Source organism: Antarcticimicrobium luteum (genome assembly GCF_004358185.1).
GTDB lineage: Bacteria > Pseudomonadota > Alphaproteobacteria > Rhodobacterales > Rhodobacteraceae > Antarcticimicrobium > Antarcticimicrobium luteum.
The window spans coordinates 69,650-88,099 of the sequence record NZ_SMUV01000061.1 but is presented as its reverse complement, the minus strand read 5'-3'; the positions used below and the strand labels follow the sequence as shown (position 1 = coordinate 88,099).

The following is an 18,450-nucleotide window of genomic DNA, read 5'->3' as shown; positions in this document are numbered from 1 at the left end:
AATTCGTGCAATCGGACGCCCGTTTTGTACACTCCGCCGCCCCATGCGGTTTGCGCTGCTTCTGGGGGCGGCCGGGGCCCTGGCCGGGTGCGAGGAGGGCGCGCAGATGCCCGCCTTTTTCCAGCCCAAGGACACGCCCGCGGATAGCGCACCGCTGCAGGACACCCGCACCAAGCTGGTGGAACGCGATGTCGAGGCGCCCGAGGTGTTCCAGGTCACCGAGGCCGGGCTCTGGGACGGGCGGCCATCGCTGGGCGGGGTCTGGGTGGCGCATCCCGACGTGCAGGAGCCCGAACGGGTAATCATCCGCAACACCGCCAATGGAAAATTCGTCATCGGCGCCCTGTTCCGCCGCGAACGTGCCATTCCCGGCCCGCGCATCCAGGCCTCGTCCGACGCTGCGGCGGCGCTGGGGATGCTGGCCGGCGCGCCGGTCAAGCTGAACGTCACCGCGCTGCGCCGCGAGACCGTCGAGCCTGAACCGGCCCCGGACGCCGCCGCCCCCGACGCGCCCGCCGATGTCGAACAGACCACGCTCGATCCCATCGCCGGGGCCGCCGCCGCGATCGACGCGGATTCCCCTGCCGCCAAACCCGCTGCGAAACCGGCGGCCAAACCCTCGGACAAGCCGGCGGACAAACCGGCGGCCAAATCCGCGTCGAAACCCAAATCCTCAGCTCTGACGAAACCCTATATCCAGATCGGCATCTTCAGCGTGAAAGCCAACGCGGAACGCACCGCCGATCAGATGCGCGGCGCCGGCATGGTGCCCACCGTGCTCGAGCAGGAGTCGAACGAAAAACAATTCTGGCGTGTCGTCGTCGGCCCGGCGCGGAACACGTCCGAACGCACCGCCCTGTTGAAGAAAGTCAAGGAAACCGGATTCTCGGATGCCTATGCCGTTACCAACTGATCCCCGCCGTCCCCGCCGCGTCGCGGCGCTCTGCCTGACCGCCCTGGCCCTGGCGGCCACCCTCTGGGCGCTGCCCGCCGCCGCCTTCGAGACCCGGGCGCGCGCGGCCTATGTGATCGACCAGAGCACCGGCACGGTGCTTTTGTCCAAGAACGCAGACCAGCCGTTGCCACCCGCCTCGATGTCCAAGCTGATGACGCTCTACGTCGCCTTCGAGGCGCTGCGCGACGGCCGGCTGACCCTGGACGAGCGGCTGCCGGTCAGCGAACACGCGATGAGCTATGGCGGTTCGACCATGTTTCTGGACACCACCGACCGGATCCGGGTCGAGGATCTGTTGCGCGGCATAATCGTGCTCAGCGGCAACGACGCCTGCGCGGTGATCGCCGAGGCGCTGAGCCCGGACGGCTCCGAGGCGGGCTTTGCCCGCTACATGACCCAGCGCGCCCGGCAGATGGGCATGACCAACTCCACCTTCGCCAATGCCAACGGCTGGCCCGCCGCCGGTCACCGCATGTCGGTGCATGACCTTGCGATCCTGGCACAGCGGATCATCACCGATTTTCCCGAATACTACCCGCTGTTTTCCGAAACCGAGTTCGCCTTTGACGGGCGGGCGCCGTCGAACACCCAGAACCGCAACCCGCTGCTGCATCTCGGCATCGGCGCCGACGGGCTCAAGACCGGCCATACCGAAGAGGCCGGCTTCGGCCTGGTCGGCTCGGCCAGGCAGGGCGACCGCCGGGTGATCTTCGTGATCTCGGGCCTTGGCAGCAAGGAGGCGCGCGCCGACGAGGCCGAGGCCGTGGTTAACTGGTCGTTTCGCCAGTTTGCCGAAAAGACCGTCCTTCACGCCCAAACGCCGGTCGCCCGCGCGCCGGTCTTCATGGGGCGAGAGCCTGCGGTAGATCTGGTGTCCGCCGAGGATGTGACCGCGTTGCTGCCGGCGCTCTCGGCCGATCGGATCGAGGCCGAGGTTGTCTATACCGGCCCGGTCCACGCCCCCATCGCCAGGGGCGACCAACTGGGCGAACTGGTCCTCAAGCCCGAAGGGCTGGAGGAGATCCGCCGCCCGCTGGTGGCGGATCGCGCGGTGCCGGTGGGCGGCTTTTTCGTGCGGTTGCAGACCGCCGCGCGGGCCCTTGTGACCCGCTTTGCCAACGGGCCCGAGGGGACGATGTGACCGCCCCCGCCCGGTTCATCACATTCGAGGGGATCGACGGGTCCGGCAAATCCACCCAGGCCCGCCGTCTGGCGGATGCGCTGCGCGAGGCCGGCCATGAGGTGGTTTTGACGCGCGAGCCGGGCGGCTCGCCCGGCGCCGAGGAGATCCGCCGCCTGGTGCTGGAGGGCGACCCGGACCGCTGGTCCGCGGAAACCGAGATCCTGCTCTTTACCGCCGCCCGCCGCGATCATCTGGAGCGAACCATCCTGCCCGCGCTGGAGGCGGGAAAAATCGTGATCTGCGACCGTTTCGCCGACAGCACGCGGATGTATCAGGGGTTGTCGCGCGGCGATCTGCGCGCACTGGTCGACCAGTTGCACGACCTGATGATCGGCCGCGAGCCCGACCTCACCCTGCTGATCGACCTCGACCCCGACACCGGCCACGCCCGCGCCAAGGGCCGGCAGGGCCATGAGGAACGGTTCGAGGATTTCGGGCCGGAGCTGCAACGCCGCATGCGCGCGGGCTTTCTCGCACTGGCCGAGGAGTTCGCCGACCGTTTCCGCATCGTCGACGGCGCCCGCTCTGAACAGGACGTCGCCCGCGACGTGCTGACCGTTGTCGAACCGGAGCTGGCATGAGCGACAACGCCCCCCCGCCCCCCGATCAGGTGCCCGGCGCACCGCATCCGCGGCAAACGCCCCGGCTGTTCGGCCAGGACGAGGCCGAACAGGCGTTCCTGTCGGCCTTTGCCTCCGGGCGGCTGCACCACGGCTGGCTGCTGACCGGCCCGCGCGGCGTGGGCAAGGCGACGCTGGCCTGGCGCATCGCGCGCTTTCTGCTCGCCACGCCGGACGCGGCGGAGGACGGGCTGTTCGGCGCCCCGCCGCCGCCCGACACGCTGGACGTGGAGCCCGATCACCCGGTCGCCCACCGGCTGTTGGCGGGCTCCGACCCCGGGCTTGCCACCATTACCCGCAGCGTGAACGAAAAGACCGGGCGCATGCGCGACGAGATCGTCGTCGACGACGTCCGCACGCTCAATCGCTTTTTCGGGCTGTCGGCGGCCGACGGCGGCCGGCGGGTGGTGATCGTGGACTGCGCCGACGAGATGAACGTGAGCGCCGCCAACGCGCTGCTGAAAATGCTTGAGGAGCCGCCGGCGCGTACCACGCTGCTGCTGATCTCGCACCGGCCCTCGGGCCTGCTGCCGACGATCCGCTCGCGCTGCCGGACGCTGCGCCTCGCGCCGCTAAGCCCCGGGGACATGCGCGCGGCGCTGGAACAGGCCGGCGCAGAACTGCCCGGCAATGCCGAGCATCTGGCGGCGCTTGCGGCGGGTTCGGTCGGCGCGGCGCTGCGGCTGACCGCGCTGGGGGGGCTGGAAATCTATGGCGAGCTGATGGCCCTGCTCGCCAGCCTGCCGCGGCTGGACCGCCCGCGCGCGCTGGCGCTGGCCGAGGCGGCCGCCCAGCGCGGCGGATCGGACCGGTTCGAGCTGCTGCTGGACCTGATCGACATCGCGCTATCCCGGCTGGCGCGCACCGGGGCCACCGGCGCCGCGCCCGCGCCCGAGGCCGCGCGCGGCGAGGCCGAAACGCTCGCCCGCCTGTCGCCCGATGCCTATCGCGCCCGCGCCTGGGCCGATGCGGCGGCCGAGATCACCGCCCGCAGCCGCCATGGACGGGCGGTCAACCTTGACCCTGCCGCCCTTGTCCTAGATACGGTTTTCAGGATGCAGCAGACTGCCGCGGGCTGACCCCGCCCCGAAGATGCGGCGCGCAGGAACCGACCGGAAACCGATGACCGAGACCACCCAGATCCAGCCGCAGATCACCGACAGCCATTGCCACCTCGATTTTCCCGATTTCGAAGGCCATCTCGAGACCATCATCGCGCGCGCCTCCAACGCCGGGGTCACGCGGATGGTCACGATCTGCACCCGTCTGCGCAACGAACCCGGCGTGCGCGCCATCGCCGAGCAGTACGCGCCGGTGTTCTACGCCGCCGGCACCCACCCGATGAGCGCGGCCGAAGAGCCGATGGCGACGGTGGACGAGCTGATCGCGCTGGCCAAACATCCGAAATTCGTCGGCATCGGCGAGACCGGGCTCGATTACCACTACACCGCCGAGAGCGCCGGGGGGCAGAAGGACAGCCTGCGCATCCATATCACTGCCGCGCGCGAGACCGGGCTGCCGCTGATCATCCACGCCCGCGCCGCCGATGACGACATGGCCCGCATCCTGGCCGAGGAATACAGGAACGGCGCCTATTCCTGCGTCATGCACTGCTTCTCCTCCTCCGCCGAACTGGCGAAGGCCTCCCTCGACCTCGGTTTTTACCTGTCGATGTCCGGCATCGCCGCCTTTCCCAAATCGAAAGAGCTGCGCGAGATCTTCGCCGCGGCCCCCCTCGACCGCATCCTGGTGGAAACCGACGCCCCCTATCTCGCGCCGCCGCCGCATCGCGGCAAGCGCAACGAGCCGGCCTTTGCCGCCCATACCGCCCACGTCGGCGCCGAGATCTTCGGCATGGACTACGCCGCGTTCGCCGCGCAGACCCAGCGCAATTTCGACCGCCTGTTCACCAAGGTCGCAGCCTATGAGGCGGCGGCATGAGCGGCGAGCTGCGCTTTACCATCCTCGGCTGCGGCTCGTCCGGCGGGGTGCCGCGCCTTGGCGGCCACTGGGGCGACTGCGATCCGGAGAACCCGCGCAACCGCCGCCGCCGCTGCTCCATGCTGGTCGAGCGCGACGGACCTGAAGGCACCACATCGGTGCTGATCGACACCAGCCCGGACATGCGCGGCCAGCTGCTGGACAGCGGCACCGGACGGCTCGACGGGGTGGTCTATACCCATAGCCACGCCGATCATGTGCATGGCATCGACGATCTGCGCATGATCGTCTTCAACATGCGCGCCCGGGTGCCGGTCTGGGCCGACGGCGACACCCAGGACGCGCTGCTGGGCCGGTTCGGCTATGCCTTCGTGCAGCCCGAGGGCTCGCCCTATCCGCCGATCCTCGATCTGCGCACCATCAAGGGCCCGTTCGAGATCGACGGCCCGGGCGGCCCGATCCCGCTGCGCCCGTTCAAGGTCGGCCACGGCTCGATCGATGCGCTGGGGTTCCGCATCGGCGGGCTGGCCTATATGCCGGACGTCGCCGAAATCTATGACGCCGCCTGGGACGAATTGCGCGATCTCGACATCTGGGTGCTCGACGCGCTGCGCCGCAGCCCGCATCCGACCCATTCGCATCTGGCCCAGTCGCTGGAGTGGATCGAACGGGCCGCGCCGAAACAGGCGGTGCTGACCAACATGCATATCGATCTGGATTATGACACCGTCGCCGCCGAGACGCCGGAGCATATCATCCCGGCCCATGACGGCATGGTGATCCGACTGCCGGTTCCGGACCGGTGACCACCCTGCGCGCCCTGCCCGCCCCGATCCGCCCGCCGGGGCCCCGGCCCCGCCCCGGGCCCGCCGCACGATGATCCAGACCCTGATCGACGTCATCCTGCCGGTCTTTCTGGTGATCGGCGCCGGCTATGCCGCGACGCGGGCCGGGTACTTCACGACCGGCCATGTGGATGGGCTGATGCGGTTCGCCCAGAGCTTTGCGGTGCCCTGCCTGCTGTTCGCCGCCATCTCGCACCTCGATCTGCGCGCCGGGTTCGATCCGCGGCTGCTGCTCAGCTTCTACACCGGGGCGCTGGCCTGCTTCGGCCTGGGGGTGATGGGGGCGCGGCTGCTGTTTCACCGCGACTGGGAGGATTGCGTCGCAATCGGCTTTTGCTGCCTGTTCTCCAACTCGGTGCTGATGGGGCTGCCGATCACCGAACGGGCCTATGGACCGGGCAACCTGGCCGGAAACTTTGCAATCGTCGCCTTTCATTCGCCGTTCTGCTATGGCGTCGGCATCACCGCGATGGAGATCGTGCGCAACCGCGGCAACGGCGGCGGACGCATGGCCCGGGCGGTGCTGACGGCGATGTTCAGAAACGCACTGATCCTGGCGATCCTGCTGGGCTTTGTCGTCAACCTCTCCGGCGTCGCCCTGCCCGGCGCGGTCGAGGATGCGCTGGGGCTGATCACCCGGGCGGCGCTGCCCGCCGCGCTCTTCGCGCTGGGCGGCGTGCTGGTGCAATACCGCCCCGAGGGCGACCTGCGCGCCATCCTCATGGTCTGCGCGCTGGCGCTGCTGGTGCATCCGGCGATCACCTGGACGCTGGGCCGTGCGCTGGCGGTGCCGCAGGATCTGTTCCGCTCCGGCGTGCTGACCGCCTCGATGGCGCCGGGGGTCAACGCCTATATCTTCGCCAACATGTACGGACGCGCGAAACGGGTCGCCGCCTCGTCGGTGCTGATTGCCACCGGGGCCTCGCTCATCACAGTCTGGCTTTGGCTGAATGTGCTGGGATAGGCGCCCCGGTCCGCAAGCCAGGGTCCACAACGCCCCCAATCCTCATGCCGCCTGGAGCCGCCGCGCCTCTTGCCGGGCGAGCGAGATCAGCTCCCTGACAAAGGGCTTGTCGCGGTCCTCGCTGCGCACCGCGGCATAAAGCCTCCGGGTGATCCCGTCCTTGGTCAGCGGCCGGGTGACGTAGTCGGAGCTGTATTTCACCTCGCGCACCACCCAGTCGGGCAGCACCGAGATCCCCCGGTTCGACGCCACAAGCAGCAGGATCACCGCCGTCAGCTCCACCTGCCGGACCGCCTTGGGCGCCACCCCCGCAGGGGTCAGCAACTGGCTGAAAATATCCAGCCGGCTGCGCTCTACCGGGTAGGTGATCAGTGTCTCGTCGCGGAAATCCTCGGCCTCGATATAGGGTTTCGCGGCCAGCGGATGCTGCGAGGCGGCGACGAAAACCGGCGCGTAGTCAAACAGTTCCACGAAGTCCACGCCGGGAATGTCCTCCGGGTCGGAGGAGACGACCAGATCGACCTCCTCCTTTTGCAGCGCCGGCAGCGCGTCGAAGGCGAGGCCCGGGCGGATGTCCACATCCACATCCGGCCAGTTCTTGCGAAAGGCCTCCAGCACCGGGAACAGCCATTCGAAACAGGCGTGGCATTCGATGGCGATATGCATCCGCCCGGTCTCGCCCAGGCGCAACGCATTGAACTCGGCCTCCATCGCCTCGACCTGCGGCAGGATCTGCTCGGCCAGCCGGAGCAACCGCAGCCCGGCGGGCGACAACTTCATCGGTTTGGACCGCCGGATGAACAGCTCGACCCCGGCCTGATCCTCCAGCCCCTTGATTTGATGGCTCAAAGCGCTCTGGGTGATATTCAGGTGATCGGCGGCGCGGGCGAGCCCGCCGCAGTCGTGGATCGCCTTGATCGTGCGCAGATGTCGGAATTCGATATGCATCCCACCGCTCCGCTCATGTTGTTGTTGAGAATTATGAGTTTGTCTCACAATGCCGCATATGCGACAAGGGCGGAAATCAAAGGATAATGCGACCGATGAAAGCCCCTGAAGTCTCTTTTGAATTCTTCCCGCCGCAGAACCTGCAAGCCTCGTTCCGGCTTTGGGATACGGTGCAGGTGCTGGCGCCGCTTGATCCGCGTTTCGTCTCGGTCACCTATGGCGCTGGCGGCACCACCCGCGATCTGACTCGCGACGCGGTGGCGACGCTGCACAAATCCTCGGGCCTGAAGGTGGCGGCGCATCTGACCTGCGTCAACGCCACCAAGGAAGAAACCCTTGAAATCGCTGACGGTTTTGCAAAATCCGGCGTAACCGAGATCGTCGCGCTGCGCGGCGACCCGCCCAAGGGCGAGGGCCGGTTCACCCAATATCCCGGCGGCTTTGCCAACTCGATCGAACTGATCGAGGCGCTGGCGGCGACGGGCCGGTTCAAGATCCGTGTCGGCGCCTATCCCGATGTGCATCCCGAGGCGGCCAGCGCGCAGGCCGACATCGACTGGCTCAAGCGCAAGCTCGACGCCGGCGCGGATGAGGCGCTGACCCAGTTTTTCTTCGAATCCGAAACCTTTTTCCGGTTCCGCGACGCCTGCGAAAAGGCCGGCATCGACGGGTCGAGGATCACCCCCGGCATCCTGCCGATCGAGAACTGGAAAGGCGCGCGCAACTTTGCCCGCGGCTGCGGCACCACGATCCCGCAATGGGTCGAGGACGCCTTTGAAAAGGCCACCCGCGACGGCCGCGAGGATCTGCTGGCGACCGCGATCTGCACCGAGCTCAGCAGCGAGCTGATCGAGGGCGGCGTGGAGCGGCTGCATTTCTACACGATGAACCGGCCCGAGCTGACCCGCGACGTCTGCCATGCGCTGGGTGTCACGCCCAAGGTCAGCCTGGAGAACGTGGCGTAACGGCTTGTCCGCGCCCCTCGGGCTGCTAGCCTGCCCTTCGTCACGATGGAGGGCAGGATGAATCAGGCGACACCCCCGAACTACGCGAAAAACCCGGAGGACCTGCTCGGACCGGCCGACATGGCCAGCATGTCGGGGCTGGAGTTCATGCAGGGCATCCGCGACGGAACCCTGCCCGCGCCGCCGATTTCCAAAACCCTGGGCTATTCCCTGCATTCGGTCGAAAAGGGCCGCGTGGTGTTCCGCGGAACGCCGCTGTTCGACTTCACCAACCCGCTGGGGTCGGTCCACGGTGGCTGGTACGGCACCCTGCTGGATAGTGCGATGGCCTGCGCGGTGCAGACCATGGTGCCCAAGGGCGCGGCCTATACCACATTGGAATACAAGATAAACATCCTGCGCGCGATCCCGCTGGGAACCGAGGTCGACTGCCTCGGCGTGGCCGATCACGTGGGCCGCTCGACCGGGGTGGCCCATGGCGAGATCCGCGGGGTCGAGGACGGCCGGCTTTATGCCACCGGCTCGACCACCTGCATCGTGCTGCAACTGCCACCGAAAGGGTGAGTTTCCAGCGGGAGACCATGAACCGCTAAGGGCAGTGCCCGCCCTGGCGGGCGCTGCCGGTCAAACATCATGCGCCGCGGCATGGAGCAGACCACCTCCGCGTCCCCCCCTCTCCCGCACGCTCTCGTGCAGACGTTCTGACGGGTCGTCCCCCACCAGCCGTGGCTTGCGCAGCACGAACAGCTTGCCCCAGCCGCGCCAGGTGCCGACCGAGGGGGCGTCGGGGTCGGTGTGGAACCGCGCCCGCCAGCCTTTTGGCAGTGGCAGCCCGCAGGTCTCGGCCCGGTCCAGCATCCACACCAGCGAGATATTGGCCAGCGGCCGCGCCACCTCGTAACCGCCGAGCTGCCCGCCCACATCGCCATGCGCGCCACGGAACCAGACCTGTTCCACATGCCCCTCCCAGCCCGGCGGACAGGACCACAGTTCGGGGCGGAACACCTCGCGCGTTTCATCCAGCGCCAGCGCGTGAAACCCGTTGCGGATGCTCGGGCCAAGGGTGTGCGAGTGAAAGGAATGCTGCGCCTCGGCCCATTGCCACAGGAACGGCAGGCGCAGGCCCAGCGCCTTGACCGTATCCCAGACGCCGACCATCTCGATCCCGACGGACCGGTGACAATGGGCGCGGGCGAAGGCGTTGGAGAAATCGCTGTCCGGATCGCCCTGATAGTGGCGATAGACGGTGCGGATGTTCCGCTCGGTCGCGCAGTCGGCGCGCAACAGGCCGACCCGGTCGATCACACCGGCCAGCGAACGCACCGCATAGGCCCCGCGCGAATACCCCATCAGAAAGATCCGGTCGCCGGGGCGATAGCGCGAGGCGAGATAGCCATAGGCGCGGCGGATCTGCCGGTTGATGCCGCGCCCCAGCAGCACGTCGGGCGCGGCGCGCCAATGCGGCCACTGCACCCCCGCCTCGTAATAGAGCGAGACCTGAGCGCCCATATCGCGGCACAGCCGGTAGGTGACGCCGGCGTGGGTCTCATAGCCCGGCTCGAGCGACGACATGGTGCCGTCGAGGATGATCAGATGACACAGCGGCGCGCGGGTGCGCCCCTCGGCCGAGTGAACCGATTGCAGCGGCCGGCCGAACCAGCCGAAGATCCGATCACGAAGCCGTTGCAGTCCCATTGCGCAGCATGTCCCAAACTCTCAGCGGCGTGAACGGCATATCAGCCTGCCGTACGCCGCGCGCCCAAAGCGCATCCTGTACCGCGTTGGCAACGGCCGCCATCGACCCCACGGTGCCCGCCTCGCCGCAGCCCTTCATGCCCATCAGGTTGGCGGTGGAGGGCACCGGCTCGGAGGTGAAACCGATCATGGGCGCGTCGGCTGCGCGCGGCAAGGCATAGTCCATGAACGTTGCCGTGAGCAGCTGCCCGTCCTCGTCATAGACCACATGCTCGCTCAGCGCCTGGCCCAGCCCCTGCACCACCCCGCCGTGCACCTGCCCCTCGGCCAGCAGCGGGTTGATAAGATTGCCAAAATCGTCGACCACGGTATAGCGGTCGACCCTCACCTGGCCGGTCTCGGGATCGACCACCACCTCGGCCACATGGGTGCCGTTGGGATAGGAGCGGCCGGGCAGACTGGCGCGCGCCTCATGCGCCAGCAGATCGGCGCGGTCATCGGCGCGGGCCATGTCGGCGGCCTCCAGCAGGGTCGGCGTCAGATTCGAGCCCGGCGCGCGGAAGGTTTCGTCGTCGAAGCGGATCGCGCTTTCCTCCACCCCCATCTTGTCGGCCAGATAGGGGGTGAATGCGGCCAGCATCGCGTCCACCGTGGCCAGCGTCGCGGTACTTTGCGTGGTGACGGACCGCGATCCGCCGGTGCCGCCGCCCTGCTTGATCAGGTCGCTGTCGCCCTGGATCACGTGGATACGCCCGGCGGGAATGCCGGTCTGGTCGGCAAGGAACTGGGCATAGACCGTCTCGTGCCCCTGCCCGTTCGACTGGGTACCGACATAGAGATTGACGATGCCGTCCTCGCAGAACTCCACCCTTGCGCCCTCGGACGGATCGCCCAAGATGCTCTCGATGTAATAGCACAGCCCCTGCCCCCGCAGCAGGCCGCGTTCGGCGTCGGCCGCGCGCCGTGCCTCGAACCCGGCGGCGTCCGCCTTCGTCCCGGCAAGGGTCAGGATGCGGTCGAACTCGCCCACGTCATAGGTCTCGCCGGTGGCGGATCGATAGGGGAACTGGTCGGGCCGGATGAAATTGCGCCGGCGCAGCTCCCACGGATCGACGCCCAGCTCGCGCGCGGCGCGGTCCATGGCACGTTCCAGCACATAGATCGCCTCGGGCCGCCCGGCGCCGCGATAGGCGTCGACCTGAACGGTATTGGTGTAATACCCCTCGACCTGCAGCCAGGTGGTTTGCACGTCATAGACCCCCATCAGCACGCGCGAGAACAGCCGCGTCTGGATCGCCTGCCCGAAGTTGGAGTTATAGGCCCCGAGGTTGCAGCGGCTCTTGACCCGATAGGCGGTGATCTTGTGATCGGCATCAAAGGCCAGTTCGGCGGTCGAGGTCAGGTCGCGCCCGCCGTGGTCCGACAGCATCGCCTCGGTCCTCTCGGACATCCAGCGCACCGGCCGGCCCAGCATGCGCGCGGCCTGGGCGACGGCGAAATACTCCGGATAGGGCGCCACCTTCATGCCAAAGCCGCCGCCGACATCGGCGATGCTGACATGCACCGCCTCGGGGTCGAGGTCCAGCATCCGCGCGATCTCGCCCTTCAAGGCCCAGACGCCCTGGCCGCCAAAGGTCAGGTGCAGGCGGGCGCCGTCCCAGCTGGCGAAACACCCGCGCGGCTCCAGCGAGTTGACGATGATCCGGTTGTCGGGCACCTCGAGGCGCACCACATGGGCGGCCGCGGCAAAGGCGGCCTCGGTCGCGGCCTCATCGCCCAGCCCCCAGTCGAGGGCAAGGTTGTCCGGCGCCTCGTCATGCACCGCCGCACCGCCGGGCGCCAGGTCCAGCTTGGCCGGCAGATCCTCGGTCTCGAACAGGATGCATTCGGCGGCGTCGCGGGCCTGTTCCGGCGTCTCGGCCACGATCAGCGCCACCGGCTCACCCACATGGCGGACCTTGCCCCTGGCCAGGAGCGGGCGATGCGGATCGGCGGCGCGGGAGCCGTCGCGGTTCTCCAGCACCACGCCCGCCATGCTCGCGGTGAGGCCGGCGGCCTCCAGATCGTCATTCGTCAGCACCAGATGCACGCCCTCGGCATCGCGGGCATCGGAAATATCCAGCCCGGTGATCACCCCGTGGGCGACCGGCGAGCGGAACACATAGGCATGCAGCGCCCCTGCCGGCGCAATATCGTCGAGAAACCGTCCATGCCCCGTCAGCAGACGCAGATCCTCAACCCGTGTCACCGGCTGGCTTTTTCCGAACTTTTCCATCGCGCGCGCCCCTGATCGATTTCGTCAGGCGCGACCCTAGCTTTCGTGCGGGCAATGTCCAGTCAGACCCAGCACCGTAATCACATCGCGTAGCCCGTAACCGTTGAAGCCGGTCGACATGGCCACCGAATAGGCACCCATCCCGGCGAACAACACGTAATCCCCCGGCGCCGCATCCGCCGGCAGGGCCAGCCCGTCCGGCAGCCGGTCGAGGCTGTCGCAGGTGGGGCCGAAGATTCGGCGCGGACGCGGCGGACCCCGGCGCGGGGCGCCGTCCGGGGCCAGCACCCGCACCCGCCCGGTCAGCCCCATGTCGCGCAGATCGGTCAGCCCGCCATAGATGCCGTCATTCAGAAAAATCGTCTCGCCGCCATCACGCTGCGCCTTGATCCTTGCCGCCAGCGTGAAGGCCTCCGAGACCATCGCGCGGCCCGGCTCGCAGATCAGCGCCGGCGCGTCGGGGCCAAAGGCGCGCGTCACGGCCACCCCGATCCGGGCAAACACCGCCTCCAAATCCGGCGCGGGGCCGGTTCGATGGGCGGCGAACCCGCCACCGACGTTCAGCCGGGCGATGCGCACCCCGGCGCGGGCGGCGATGCGCGCGGCCGCCTCGATATAGCTTTCCCATGCGCCGGGATCCTCGCACTGGGTGCCGGGATGAAAACACAGCGCCGGACGCCATCCCCCCTCGGCCACCCGGCGCAGCAGATCCGCCGCCCGCTCCGGCGCGGCGCCGAATTTCTCTCCGAAATCATAGGCCGCGCCCCTGACCGGCAAGGCAAAGCGCACCGCGATCTCGGCCCCGCGCGGCACATCCCTGAGCTTGTCAAGCTCGCTGTCCTCGTCGATCGACCAGCTCGCCACGCCCATCTGGGTGCCCGCCGCCACCTCGTCGGGACTGCGCACCGGGTTGTTGTAGTGCAGCACGGCGGCGGGATTGATCGCGCGTACCGCCCGCATCTCGGCCGGCGAGGCGACATCGAAGGCGGCAATCCCGGCACTATCCAGATTGGCCAGCACCTCGGCCCGGTCGTTGGCCTTGACCGCATAGGTCACCAGCCCGGGAAAGCCGCACTGAAACCGCCGCGCCGTGGCCTGCAAGGTGGCGGGCGACAGGAAAAGGACGGGGGCGTCGGGCCGCATCCGCGCCAGACAGGCGGCGGGATCGGGCCAGGGGGCGGACAGATGTTGCATCTCATACCTCGTGAATTTTTCCCCAGACTCGCGCGAATTTCTGTCGATTTCGTGCGGCACCCTGTTTAAATCGGAGTCATCTTTCGTCAGATCGACGAGGTTTTGATGCAAACCGACGAAACCGATCGGATATTGCTGCGCCTGTTGCGCGAGAATGCCCGCGCGCCGGTCACCGACCTGGCGCGCCGTCTGGGGCTGGCGCGCACCACCGTGCAGGCGCGGATCGAGCGGATGGAAAAGGCGGGGGTGATCGCCGGCTACACCCTGCGCGCCAGCGCCGCCACCGCGCCGCCGCTGCGCGCCACGGTGCTGGTCTCGATCGAGCCGCGCAGCGGCCCCGCCGTGCTGGCCCGGCTGAAAAGCCTTTCGGGCGTCGAGGTGGTGCATACCACCTCGGGCCGGTTCGACCTGCTGGTGCAGGTCGCCGCCGGAACCACGGCCGAACTGGACGACACGCTGGACCGGATCGGCGAGGCGCGGGGGGTCAAAAGCTCTGAAAGCCTGATCCACCTGTCCACCAAACTGGACCGGGCGCCGTGACAGCTCGCCGGCGCCGCCCCGGCGCCGATGGTCCCGGCCCCGCGATCAGCGCGGGAAAAGCCCCATCCGGCGGAACAGCCATATCTGCCCCGCCCCGATCGCCAGCAGCAGCGCGCAGACCGCCCAGAAGGCGCCCGGCCAGGCCGCGCCGGGAATGCCGCCCACATTGATGCCCAGCAGGCCCGTCACCAGGCCCATCGGCAGGAACACCGCCGCCACCACTGACAGCACCAGCATCTGCCGGTTCATCGCCTCGGCGCGGATGTCCAGGATCTGATCGTGCACAACCTGGGCGCGGTCGCGGAGCGCATCCAACTCCTCGGCCAGTCGCGTGACCCGTTCGGTCGCCTCGCGCAGCCGGCTGCGGTCACGCTGGGTCAGCCAATCCAGATCCTCGATCTCCAGCGTCGACAGCGCATCGCGCTGCGGGAACATATAGCGGCGCATCACGATGGAGGTGCGGCGAATATCGGCCAGATCGGCCCGCATCGCGGAATCGCCCCGGCCTTCTTCCTCCATCGCATCTTCCAGCCGGTCGGCGCGCTCGTTCAGCGCCGCCACCACCGGCTCGGCCCGGTCGGCCAGTCGCAGCGCCAGCCGGGCGATCAGATCGCCCGGTGTCGTCGATCCCTGACCGCGATCCAGCGCGGTCATCAGGTCAACCAGCGCCTGCAGCGTGCGCATCTGGACGGAAATCATCATCCCCGCCGACACGAACAGCCGAACCGAGATCATGTCCTCGGGTTCGGCGCCCGGGTTCAGGTTGACCCCACGCAGGTTCATCAGCGCGATATCCTCGTGAAGCGTGCAGCGCGGCCGCGTCTCTTCGGCCAGAAGCGCCTCGATTTCATGCCGGTCCAGCCCCGCCGCCTCCAGCCAGGTGCGCCCGGCCTCGCTCGCGCCGTCCACATGGGCCCAGACAAAGCCGCCGCCCGGGGGCACGGGATCCCGCACGGTCTTTTGCTCCGGGGCCAATCTCTGCACCCCGCCGGTGCCGTCAAAGCCATAGATGCGGATTTCATCCATCCGTCGCCCCCTGTCCAAAGCTGCCCGCCCCCACAGTGCCGCCCTGGCCGCACCCTGTCACCGGTTTTCCGCCATGGCACAAAGCAAGAAATCCGCCCTGCCGCCTTCCCCTTCGGCCTCAGCTTCGATAGATGATCCAGCGACCACAGAGGGACCAGCAGCATGGCGATGGAAAAGACATTCAACGCGGCCGAGGCCGAGGATCGTTTGTACCGGGCCTGGGAACAGGCCGGATGTTTCACCGCGGGCGCCAATGCCTCGCGCGCCGAAACCTTCTGCATCATGATCCCGCCGCCGAACGTCACCGGCAACCTGCACATCGGACATGCCTTCAACAACACGCTGCAGGACATCCTGGTGCGCTGGCACCGGATGCGCGGCTTCGACACCCTGTGGCAGCCCGGCCAGGACCATGCCGGCATCGCCACCCAGATGGTGGTCGAACGCAAGCTGGCCGAGACCCAGCAGCCCTCGCGCCGCGAGATGGGACGCGAGGCCTTTACCCAGAAGGTCTGGGAATGGAAACAGCAGTCGGGCGGCACCATCGTCAACCAGTTGAAGCGCCTCGGCGCCTCCTGCGACTGGAGCCGCAACGCCTTCACCATGTCGGGTGCCCCCGGTGCCCCCGAGGGCGAAGAGGGCAATTTCCACGACGCGGTGATCAAGGTCTTTGTCGACATGTACGACAAGGGGCTGATCTATCGCGGCAAGCGGCTGGTGAACTGGGATCCGCATTTCGAGACCGCGATTTCCGACCTTGAGGTGGAGAATATCGAGGTCGCCGGCCACATGTGGCACTTCAAGTACCCGCTGGCGGGCGGCGAGACCTATACCTATGTCGAGCGCGACGAGGACGGCAAGGTCGTGCTGGAGGAAGAGCGCGACTATATCTCCATCGCCACCACCCGGCCCGAGACCATGCTGGGCGACGGCGCCGTCGCGGTGCATCCCTCGGACGAGCGTTACGCCCCCATCGTCGGCAAGCTCTGCGAAATCCCGGTGGGGCCCAAGGAACACCGCCGTCTGATCCCGATCATCACCGACGACTATCCCGATCCCACCTTCGGCTCGGGCGCGGTGAAGATCACCGGCGCGCATGACTTCAACGACTACCAGGTGGCCAAGCGCGGCAACATCCCGATGTACCGGCTGATGGACACCAGGGGCGCGATGCGCGAGGACGGGCTGTCCTATGCCGAGTGCGCCACCCGCGCGCAGGAGATTGCCGGCGGCGCCGAGTTCACCGAGATGGAGGTGGACACGCTGAACCTGGTGCCGGACGAGCTGCGCGGGCTGGACCGTTTCGAGGCGCGCAAGCGGGTGGTCGAGCAGATCACCGAAGAGGGCCTCGCGGTGATGATCCTGGACGAAGACGGCGAGCAGCTGGTGCCGCTGGTCGAAGCCAAGCCGATCATGCAGCCCTTCGGCGACCGCTCCAAGGTCGTGATCGAACCGATGCTGACCGACCAGTGGTTCGTCGATACCGCCAAGATCGTTGGCCCGGCGCTGGACGCGGTGCGCAAGGGTGACATCGACATTCAACCCGAGAGCGGCGAGAAAACTTATTTCCACTGGCTGGAGAATATCGAGCCCTGGTGCATCTCGCGCCAACTGTGGTGGGGCCACCAGATCCCGGTCTGGTACGGGCTGGACCTTTCGGCGCCGGATTTCCGCGACGACGAGGGCGACGGCAAGCTGGACCTGGTCGAGATGGGCCGCCTGCTGCTGAACGGTCTTGTGCATATGGGCGACGTGAATCACTGCGCCGCCGATTTCGACGCGGTGCTGGCGGCGTTCCGGGGCGAACTGGCGGACACCCCCCACCCCCTCGCCGATGCCCGCATCGTCGAGGTCGCCGACAAGCACGAAGCAATCCACACCTTCGCCCAGGCGCTGGCGCAGTACGAGATCGATCAGGATCCGACCCGGCTGGTCTATCCGGTCTGGCGCGATCCCGATGTGCTCGACACCTGGTTCTCCTCCGGTCTCTGGCCGATCGGCACGCTGGGTTGGCCCGAGCAGACCCCGGAGCTGACGCGCTATTTCCCGACCGACGTGCTGGTCACCGGGCAGGACATCTTGTTCTTCTGGGTGGCCCGGATGATCATGATGCAGCTCGCCGTGGTCGACGAGATCCCGTTCAAGACGGTCTATCTGCATGGCCTCGTCCGCGACGCCAAGGGCAAGAAGATGTCCAAATCGGTCGGCAACGTGGTCGACCCGCTTGAGATCATCGACGAGTACGGCGCCGATGCGCTGCGCTTCACCAATGCCGCCATGGCCTCGCTCGGCGGGGTGCTGAAGCTGGATATGCAGCGCATCGCCGGCTACCGGAATTTCGGCACCAAGCTGTGGAACTTCGCCCGCTTCGCCGAGATGAACGGCGTGTTCGAGGTCGAGGCCGATGCCATCCCGCAGCCGACCCAGACGCTGAACAAATGGATCGTCGGCGAAACCGCCCGGGTCCGCGCCGAGGTAGATGCGGCGCTGGAGACCTTCCGCTTCAACGACGCCGCCAGCGCGCTCTACGCCTTTGTCTGGGGCAAAGTCTGCGACTGGTACGTGGAATTCTCCAAACCGCTGCTCCAGGGCGAGGATGCGGCAGCGCAGGCCGAGACCCGCCAGACCATGAAATGGGTTCTGGACCAGTGCCTGATCCTGCTGCACCCGATCATGCCCTTCATCACCGAAGAGCTCTGGGCGCTGTCGGGCAGCCGCGCCAAGCCGCTGATCCATGCGGACTGGCCCGCCTACGCGCCCGCCGATCTGGTGGACGAGGCCGCCGACCGGGAAATGACCTGGGTGATCGGGCTGATCGAGACGGTCCGCTCGGCGCGGGCCCAGATGCATGTCCCCGCCGGCCTCCATGTGCCGATGCTGGTGAGCGAGATCGACGCCTCCGGCCAGGCCGCCTGGGGCCGCAACGAGGCGCTGATCAAGCGGCTGGCGCGGATCGAGGGGCTGACGCCGGCCGACAGCCTGCCCAAGGGCACGGTGACGATCCCGGCCGAGGGCGCCACCTTTGGCCTGCCGCTGGCCGGCATCATCGACATTGCCGGGGAAAAGGAACGGCTGGAGAAGACGCTGGCGAAACTGACCAAGGAGCTTGGCGGGTTGCGCGGCCGGCTGAAGAATCCGAAGTTCGCCGAATCCGCCCCCGAGGAGGTGGTCGAGGAGACCCGCGCAAATCTCGCCGCCCGCGAAGAGGAAGAGGCGCGGATCACAGAGGCGCTGGCGCGGCTGGCCGAGCTGGAATAGGCCCATCCGACGCGGCGACAGCGCGCGTCAAACGGTGTAGA

At 67.8% G+C, this 18,450-nt stretch carries 16 protein-coding genes; 11 read left to right on the top strand and 5 right to left on the bottom strand.

Features of this window, described 5'->3' with window-relative positions:
• Window positions 1–43: 43 nt before the first annotated feature.
• From E1832_RS08835 to E1832_RS08805, 7 genes are all read left to right on the top strand, one after another.
• Complete coding sequence (locus tag E1832_RS08835; protein ID WP_245513915.1) at window positions 44–913, top strand: SPOR domain-containing protein; 870 nt, start codon at window positions 44–46, stop codon at window positions 911–913.
• Window positions 897–2,096: a D-alanyl-D-alanine carboxypeptidase family protein gene (locus E1832_RS08830; RefSeq protein WP_133359374.1), complete on the top strand. Its 1,200-nt coding sequence runs from the start codon at window positions 897–899 to the stop codon at window positions 2,094–2,096. The genes E1832_RS08835 and E1832_RS08830 overlap by 17 nt, the downstream gene beginning before the upstream one ends.
• Window positions 2,093–2,719 carry a dTMP kinase gene (gene tmk, locus E1832_RS08825; protein ID WP_133359373.1) on the top strand — a complete coding sequence of 209 codons (627 nt, stop codon included), beginning with the start codon at window positions 2,093–2,095 and terminating at the stop codon, window positions 2,717–2,719. Before E1832_RS08830 ends, tmk begins: the two co-directional genes overlap by 4 nt.
• Window positions 2,716–3,837: a DNA polymerase III subunit delta' gene (locus E1832_RS08820; RefSeq protein ID WP_133359372.1), complete on the top strand. Its 1,122-nt coding sequence runs from the start codon at window positions 2,716–2,718 to the stop codon at window positions 3,835–3,837. Before tmk ends, E1832_RS08820 begins: the two co-directional genes overlap by 4 nt.
• Before the next feature lie 43 nt (window positions 3,838–3,880).
• Entirely contained in the window at window positions 3,881–4,699 is an 819-nt protein-coding gene (locus E1832_RS08815) for a TatD family hydrolase (RefSeq protein WP_133359371.1), read from the top strand.
• Complete coding sequence (locus E1832_RS08810) at window positions 4,696–5,505, top strand: MBL fold metallo-hydrolase (protein WP_133359370.1); 810 nt, start codon at window positions 4,696–4,698, stop codon at window positions 5,503–5,505. Before E1832_RS08815 ends, E1832_RS08810 begins: the two co-directional genes overlap by 4 nt.
• Before the next feature lie 70 nt (window positions 5,506–5,575).
• Window positions 5,576–6,508, top strand: coding sequence for an AEC family transporter (locus tag E1832_RS08805; protein ID WP_133359369.1), 933 nt, complete (start codon window positions 5,576–5,578; stop codon window positions 6,506–6,508).
• 42 nt (window positions 6,509–6,550) lie between these two features.
• On the opposite strand, the gene E1832_RS08800 is transcribed toward E1832_RS08805, so the two are convergent.
• Entirely contained in the window at window positions 6,551–7,456 is a 906-nt protein-coding gene (locus E1832_RS08800) for a LysR family transcriptional regulator (protein ID WP_133359368.1), read from the bottom strand.
• A gap of 95 nt (window positions 7,457–7,551) precedes the next feature.
• On the opposite strand from E1832_RS08800, the gene metF reads away from it, so the two are divergent.
• Window positions 7,552–8,421: a methylenetetrahydrofolate reductase [NAD(P)H] gene (gene metF / locus E1832_RS08795; RefSeq protein ID WP_133359367.1), complete on the top strand. Its 870-nt coding sequence runs from the start codon at window positions 7,552–7,554 to the stop codon at window positions 8,419–8,421.
• A 57-nt stretch (window positions 8,422–8,478) separates the two neighbouring features.
• Window positions 8,479–8,985, top strand: coding sequence for a PaaI family thioesterase (locus tag E1832_RS08790; RefSeq protein WP_133359366.1), 507 nt, complete (start codon window positions 8,479–8,481; stop codon window positions 8,983–8,985).
• A 60-nt stretch (window positions 8,986–9,045) separates the two neighbouring features.
• Here E1832_RS08790 and E1832_RS08785 read toward each other — a convergent pair whose 3' ends face one another.
• From E1832_RS08785 to E1832_RS08775, 3 genes are read right to left on the bottom strand one after another with little or no spacing between them, the layout of a single operon-like run.
• Complete coding sequence (locus E1832_RS08785) at window positions 9,046–10,116, bottom strand: DUF2235 domain-containing protein (protein WP_133359365.1); 1,071 nt, start codon at window positions 10,114–10,116, stop codon at window positions 9,046–9,048.
• Complete coding sequence (locus E1832_RS08780) at window positions 10,094–12,391, bottom strand: xanthine dehydrogenase family protein molybdopterin-binding subunit (protein WP_133359364.1); 2,298 nt, start codon at window positions 12,389–12,391, stop codon at window positions 10,094–10,096. The genes E1832_RS08785 and E1832_RS08780 overlap by 23 nt, the downstream gene beginning before the upstream one ends.
• A 36-nt stretch (window positions 12,392–12,427) precedes the next feature.
• On the bottom strand, window positions 12,428–13,585 hold the full coding sequence (locus E1832_RS08775; protein WP_133359363.1) for a type III PLP-dependent enzyme: 1,158 nt from the start codon (window positions 13,583–13,585) through the stop codon (window positions 12,428–12,430).
• A gap of 105 nt (window positions 13,586–13,690) precedes the next feature.
• Between E1832_RS08775 and E1832_RS08770 the strand changes: the two genes are divergently transcribed.
• Window positions 13,691–14,125, top strand: coding sequence for an Lrp/AsnC family transcriptional regulator (locus tag E1832_RS08770; protein ID WP_133359362.1), 435 nt, complete (start codon window positions 13,691–13,693; stop codon window positions 14,123–14,125).
• Window positions 14,126–14,170: 45 nt separating this feature from the next.
• Here the strand turns inward: E1832_RS08770 and E1832_RS08765 are convergent, their stop codons facing one another.
• Window positions 14,171–15,151, bottom strand: coding sequence for a zinc transporter ZntB (locus E1832_RS08765; RefSeq protein ID WP_133359361.1), 981 nt, complete (start codon window positions 15,149–15,151; stop codon window positions 14,171–14,173).
• A 162-nt stretch (window positions 15,152–15,313) separates the two neighbouring features.
• Between E1832_RS08765 and E1832_RS08760 the strand changes: the two genes are divergently transcribed.
• Window positions 15,314–18,409, top strand: a complete 3,096-nt coding sequence (locus tag E1832_RS08760; RefSeq protein ID WP_133359360.1) for a valine--tRNA ligase — start codon at window positions 15,314–15,316, stop codon at window positions 18,407–18,409.
• Window positions 18,410–18,450 lie beyond the last annotated feature (41 nt).

What these genes read in the sequence shown, in the direction of transcription:
- E1832_RS08800 (WP_133359368.1), bottom strand. Translation starts at nt 7,456, where the DNA reads ATGCATATCGAATTCCGACATCTGCGCACGATCAAGGCGATCCACGAC.
- E1832_RS08810 (WP_133359370.1), top strand. Translation starts at nt 4,696, where the DNA reads ATGAGCGGCGAGCTGCGCTTTACCATCCTCGGCTGCGGCTCGTCCGGC.
- E1832_RS08815 (WP_133359371.1), top strand. Translation starts at nt 3,881, where the DNA reads ATGACCGAGACCACCCAGATCCAGCCGCAGATCACCGACAGCCATTGC.
- E1832_RS08820 (WP_133359372.1), top strand. Translation starts at nt 2,716, where the DNA reads ATGAGCGACAACGCCCCCCCGCCCCCCGATCAGGTGCCCGGCGCACCG.
- E1832_RS08835 (WP_245513915.1), top strand. Translation starts at nt 44, where the DNA reads ATGCGGTTTGCGCTGCTTCTGGGGGCGGCCGGGGCCCTGGCCGGGTGC.
- E1832_RS08770 (WP_133359362.1), top strand. Translation starts at nt 13,691, where the DNA reads ATGCAAACCGACGAAACCGATCGGATATTGCTGCGCCTGTTGCGCGAG.
- E1832_RS08830 (WP_133359374.1), top strand. Translation starts at nt 897, where the DNA reads ATGCCGTTACCAACTGATCCCCGCCGTCCCCGCCGCGTCGCGGCGCTC.
- E1832_RS08775 (WP_133359363.1), bottom strand. Translation starts at nt 13,585, where the DNA reads ATGCAACATCTGTCCGCCCCCTGGCCCGATCCCGCCGCCTGTCTGGCG.
- E1832_RS08780 (WP_133359364.1), bottom strand. Translation starts at nt 12,391, where the DNA reads ATGGAAAAGTTCGGAAAAAGCCAGCCGGTGACACGGGTTGAGGATCTG.
- E1832_RS08805 (WP_133359369.1), top strand. Translation starts at nt 5,576, where the DNA reads ATGATCCAGACCCTGATCGACGTCATCCTGCCGGTCTTTCTGGTGATC.
- metF (WP_133359367.1), top strand. Translation starts at nt 7,552, where the DNA reads ATGAAAGCCCCTGAAGTCTCTTTTGAATTCTTCCCGCCGCAGAACCTG.
- E1832_RS08765 (WP_133359361.1), bottom strand. Translation starts at nt 15,151, where the DNA reads ATGGATGAAATCCGCATCTATGGCTTTGACGGCACCGGCGGGGTGCAG.
- E1832_RS08790 (WP_133359366.1), top strand. Translation starts at nt 8,479, where the DNA reads ATGAATCAGGCGACACCCCCGAACTACGCGAAAAACCCGGAGGACCTG.
- E1832_RS08785 (WP_133359365.1), bottom strand. Translation starts at nt 10,116, where the DNA reads ATGGGACTGCAACGGCTTCGTGATCGGATCTTCGGCTGGTTCGGCCGG.
- E1832_RS08760 (WP_133359360.1), top strand. Translation starts at nt 15,314, where the DNA reads ATGGCGATGGAAAAGACATTCAACGCGGCCGAGGCCGAGGATCGTTTG.